The following is a 4,594-nucleotide window of genomic DNA, read 5'->3' as shown; positions in this document are numbered from 1 at the left end:
CCCGGAGCGCAGCGCAGGGGCCGTATGATGGGAGCAGGCGGCTTTGCCTACTTTGGCCAAGACCAAAGTAGGCCGCCGTAAGGGCGGAAAGGTGACTAAAAGTCGCCATCGCCGCCGAATGCGCATGCATCTATCAAAACAAACACTCTGAAAGCCGAACCCGAACCCGAACCCAAAAACAAAATCTCACCCAGCCAAACCCCGCCCCTTATGCGCCAACACCGTATAAATACAAGGCAACACAAACAACGTAAACAACGTCCCAATCGACATCCCCGTAGCAATCACCAGCCCGATATCAAACCGGCTGACCGCCCCAGCCCCGGTCGCCAGAATCAACGGCACCATGCCAAACACCATGGCCGCCGTGGTCATCAGCACCGGCCGCAGGCGAATCGCCGCCGCCTCCTCGATCGCCTCACGCACCCCCAGGCCCTTTTCCTCCCGTAACTGATTGGCAAACTCGACGATCAGGATGCCGTGCTTGGTAATCAGCCCGATCAAGGTCACCAGCCCCACCTGGGTGTAGATGTTCATGCTCGACACCCCAAGGAACAGCGGCAACAACGCCCCACAGATCGACAACGGCACCGTCACCAAAATCACCAACGGATCACGGAAACTCTCGAACTGCGCCGCCAGCACCAAAAAGATGATCGCCAGGGCCAGGCCAAAGGTCATCCACAACGCACTGCCCTCCTGCACGAACTGCCGCGCCGTACCGGCATAGTCAACCGAGAAGCCTTCAGGCGCTTCTTCGCGGGCGATGGCCCGCACGGTGTCCAGCGCCTCGCCCATGCTCACCATCGGCACCCCCTGGATGATCGCCGAATTGAGCTGCTGGAACTGGTTGAGCTGGCGCGGCCGGGCGCGGTCGCTGAGGGTGATCAGCGTCGATAGCGGCAACAACTGGCCATGGTCGTTCTTCACGTAGTAATTGTTCAGCCAGCCGGGGTTGGCGCGGTAGGGCCGTTCTACCTGGGCGATCACCTTGTAGCTGCGGCCTTCGAGGGTGAAACGGTTGATCTCCGCCTCGCCGAGCAAGGTGGCAAGCGTGCCGCCCAGGGCGTCCATCGACACGCCCATCTGCGCCGCCTTGGCGCGGTCGATGTCGATCAGCACTTCAGGCTTGTCGAAGGCCAGGTCGATATCGAGGAAGGCGAACTTGCCCGAGGCCTCGGCGCGGGTCTTGATGCGCTGGGCCACATCAAGCAGGGCAGGGTAGTCACCGGCGGTGTTGATTACGAACTGAAACGGCAACCCTTCACCGGTGCCGGGCAGCGAGGGCAGGTTGAAGCCGAAGATCTGCAGGCCGCCGATCTGGGAAAGCTCGGCCTGCACCAGCGGCAGCAACGCCATCTGCGTGCGTTCGCGTTCGCTCCACGGCTTGAGCAAAAAGCCGCCAATGCCGGTTTGCACACCATTGAAACCGTTGATCTGGAACGACGAGTAATACTCGGGGAAGGTCCTGAACAACGGCGTGAACTTATCGGTGTAGGCATTGAGGTAGTCGAGGTTGGCGGTCTGCGGCGAGCTGCTCATCATGAAGATCACCCCCTGGTCCTCGTCCGGCGCCAGTTCGTTGCGGGTGAACATCAGCAGCACCGGGATCAGGCACAGGATCAGCACGGCGAACACCAGCACCACCGGGCGGCTGTCGAGGGTGCCGTGCAGCAGGCGCTGGTAACGCAGCTTGAGGCTCTCGAAGATCAGGTCCAGGCGGTGGGCCAGGCCACTGGGATTCTGCTCGTGGCGCAACAGCAGGGCGCACATCATCGGCGACAGGGTCAGGGCGACGATGCCGGAAATGATCACCGCACCCGCCAGCGTCAGGGCGAACTCCTTGAACAAGGCACCGGTCAAGCCAGTGAGAAAACCGATCGGCGCGTACACGGCCGCCAGGGTGATGGTCATCGACACCACCGGCAAGGCAATCTCTCGCGCGCCTTCCAGCGCCGCCTCGAACGGGGTCTTGCCTTCTTCGATATGGCGATGGATGTTCTCCACCACCACGATGGCGTCGTCCACCACCAGGCCGATGGCCAGGACCATGGCCAGCAGTGTCAGCAGGTTCAGCGAGTAGCCCATCATCTGCATGAAGAACAGCACGCCGATCATCGACAGCGGGATGGTCACCACCGGGATTACCACCGAGCGCAGGGCGCCGAGGAACAAGAACACCACGACAATGACGATCAACACCGCCTCGCCCAGGGTCTTGATCACTTCATTGATCGAGGCCTGGATGAACAGCGTGGCGTCGTAGGCGATCGACACCTTGAGGCTCGACGGCAGTTCTTCCTCCAGCTGCGGCATGAGCTTGCGCACTTCCTTGATCACGTCCAGCGGGTTGGCCGCCGGGGTGGCCTTGATGCCGATGTACACCGACGGCGTGCCGTCGAACGAACTGACCGTGTCGTAGTTCTCGGCGCCCATCTCGATGCGCGCCACATCGCCCAGCAGTACCCGGCTGTCGCCGGCGGTCTTGACCGGCAGGGCGGCGAAGGCCTCGGCGGTCTTGAGTTCGGTGCTGGCGTTGATGCTGGTCACCACGTACTCGCCCTTCACCTCACCGGCGGCGGCGAGGAAGTTGTAACGGCGCACCGCACTGGTCACGTCCACCGCCGACAGGCCGAAGCCGGCCAGCTTCACCGGGTCGATCCAGATGCGCATGGCGAACACCTGATTGCCGAGGATCTGCGCTTCGGCCATGCCAGGCAGGGTGGCCAGCTTGGGCTGGATCACCCGCGACAGGTAGTCGGTGATCTGCGGGTTGCTCATCTGGGTGCTGTAGAAGCTGATGTACATCAGCGCCGAGGCGTCGGCGGCTTCCTTGCTCAGCACCGGGTCTTCCGAGTCTTGCGGCAGCTTGTTGCGCACCTCGTTGGCCTTGGCCAGCAGTTGGGTGAACAGGCGGTCGGTGTCGGCGCCGATGCGTGCGTAGACCGAGATCACCGAGAAGTTCTGCCGGCTCACCGAGGTCATGTAGTCGATGCCATCGGCGCTGGCCAGGCTCTGTTGCAGCGGCTGGGTGATGTAGCCCTGGATGGTTTCGGCGTTGGCCCCGGGGTAGGCGGTGGTCACCGTGATCAGGGCGTTTTCCATGGCCGGGTACTGGCGGATCTGCAGCTTGTTCCAGGCTTGCAGGCCCAGCAGCAGGATCAGCAGGCTGACCACGCTGGCCAATACCGGGCGACGGATGAACGGGTCGGTGAATGCCATGGCCGCCTCCCGTTCAGTTCGCGCCGGGCGCGGCAGGTTTCAGGGCCTGGTCGTCGCTGATACGGATGGCTGCGCCGGGGCTCAGCTTGAGCTGGCCGGCGGTCACCACCTGGTCGCCGGCCTGCAGGCCCTTGCTCACCACCACCCAGCCATCGCGCCGTTCGCCGGTCTGCACGGTGCGCTGTTCGGCAATCAACTGCGGTTGGCCGTCGGCACCGGGCACTGGCTGACCCTCTTCGGTCTTTTTCGGGCTGATCACATAGACCGAGTTGCCATACAGCGTGAAGGTGATGGCGTTTTCCGGCACCACCACCTGCGGCTGCGGGTTGGGCAGCAGCAGCTGCAGGCTGGCGAACATACCCGGCAGCAGCTTGCCGTCGGGGTTGGCCAGCGTGGCGCGGGCCAGCAGGTTGCGGGTGCTTTCCTCGACCTTCGGGTTGATCGCACTGAGGCTGGCGGGGAAGGTCTGGCCCGGGTAGGCCGCCACCTGCACCAGCACCTGTTGGCCCAGGCTCAGGTGCGGCAGGGCCTGCTCGGGCACGTTGAAGTCGACGTAGAGGCTGGACAGGTCCTGCAGGGTGGCGATCACCGTGCCACTGGCGAGGTAGGCGCCGACATCCACCTGGCGAATGCCGATGGTGCCGCTGAACGGCGCGCTGATGCTTTTTTTCGCCAGCGACGCCTTGAGTTGATCGACCACCGCCTGGTTGCGCCGGTACTGGGTGGTCAGGCGGTCGTATTCACCGCGGGAGATGGCCGAGTCGCCGACCAGCTGGCTGCCGCGGCCGAAGTCGACCTTGGCCAGGTTGAGGTCGGCCTGGGCGGTGCCGAGCAGCGCGGTTTCCTGGTCGTGGTCCAGTTGCAGCAGCAGTTGCCCGGCCTTGACCTGCTGGCCCGACTCGAAGTGCAGCGACTTGACCGTGCCGGCCACCTCCAGGCTCAGCTCCACGCCCTGGTAGGCCTTGAGGCTGCCGACCGCCGGCAGGCGCTGCTGCCACTGGCGCAGTTCGGCCTGGGCTGCGGCAACGCTGACCGGCGGCTTGGGTTGGCTGAACATCTGCACCTGTTTATAGATGGAGAAGGCCTTGATGCCCCCCAGGATCAGCACGATCAGCAAGACAACGGCCAACATGATCAGCATGCGGCGGCGCAACATGGTCCGGTTCCCTGGATGCGAGGTTGTTATGGATTACGCGCGACCACGGGCGATCCTGCCCACGTGCGATGGGGCAAGTATTGTCGAGAATTGGGAAAAGAGGAGGTTGTCGCGCTGCCTGGCAGTGCCTCATCGCCGGCAAGCCGGCTCCCACAGTGGTCAGCGCATGGCTTCTTGTGGGAGCCGGCTTTTGTCGAGAATTGGGAAAAAGGGAGG

Annotated in this window: 2 protein-coding genes; both read right to left on the bottom strand. The window is 63.5% G+C overall.

Translation table 11 applies throughout. From position 1 onward, the window contains the following. Nucleotides 1-186 precede the first annotated feature (186 nt). The gene (locus ACQ4N9_RS26340; protein ID WP_390967123.1) at nucleotides 187-3,222 is read right to left on the bottom strand and encodes a multidrug efflux RND transporter permease subunit; all 3,036 of its coding nucleotides are present in this window, start codon (nucleotides 3,220-3,222) and stop codon (nucleotides 187-189) included. A gap of 13 nt (nucleotides 3,223-3,235) precedes the next feature. After that, nucleotides 3,236-4,378 carry an efflux RND transporter periplasmic adaptor subunit gene (locus ACQ4N9_RS26335; protein WP_125857552.1) on the bottom strand — a complete coding sequence of 381 codons (1,143 nt, stop codon included), beginning with the start codon at nucleotides 4,376-4,378 and terminating at the stop codon, nucleotides 3,236-3,238. Nucleotides 4,379-4,594: the final 216 nt, after the last annotated feature.

It is taken from the genome of Pseudomonas sp. ES1 (genome assembly GCF_050586605.1).
Classification (GTDB): domain Bacteria; phylum Pseudomonadota; class Gammaproteobacteria; order Pseudomonadales; family Pseudomonadaceae; genus Aquipseudomonas; species Aquipseudomonas sichuanensis.
The sequence above is the reverse complement of the archived record's forward strand: the minus strand, read 5'-3'. Positions and strand labels throughout refer to the sequence as shown.

Coding starts and splice junctions, on each gene's coding strand:
- ACQ4N9_RS26340 (WP_390967123.1), bottom strand. CDS start 3,222: ATGGCATTCACCGACCCGTTCATCCGTCGCCCGGTATTGGCCAGCGTG.
- ACQ4N9_RS26335 (WP_125857552.1), bottom strand. CDS start 4,378: ATGTTGCGCCGCCGCATGCTGATCATGTTGGCCGTTGTCTTGCTGATC.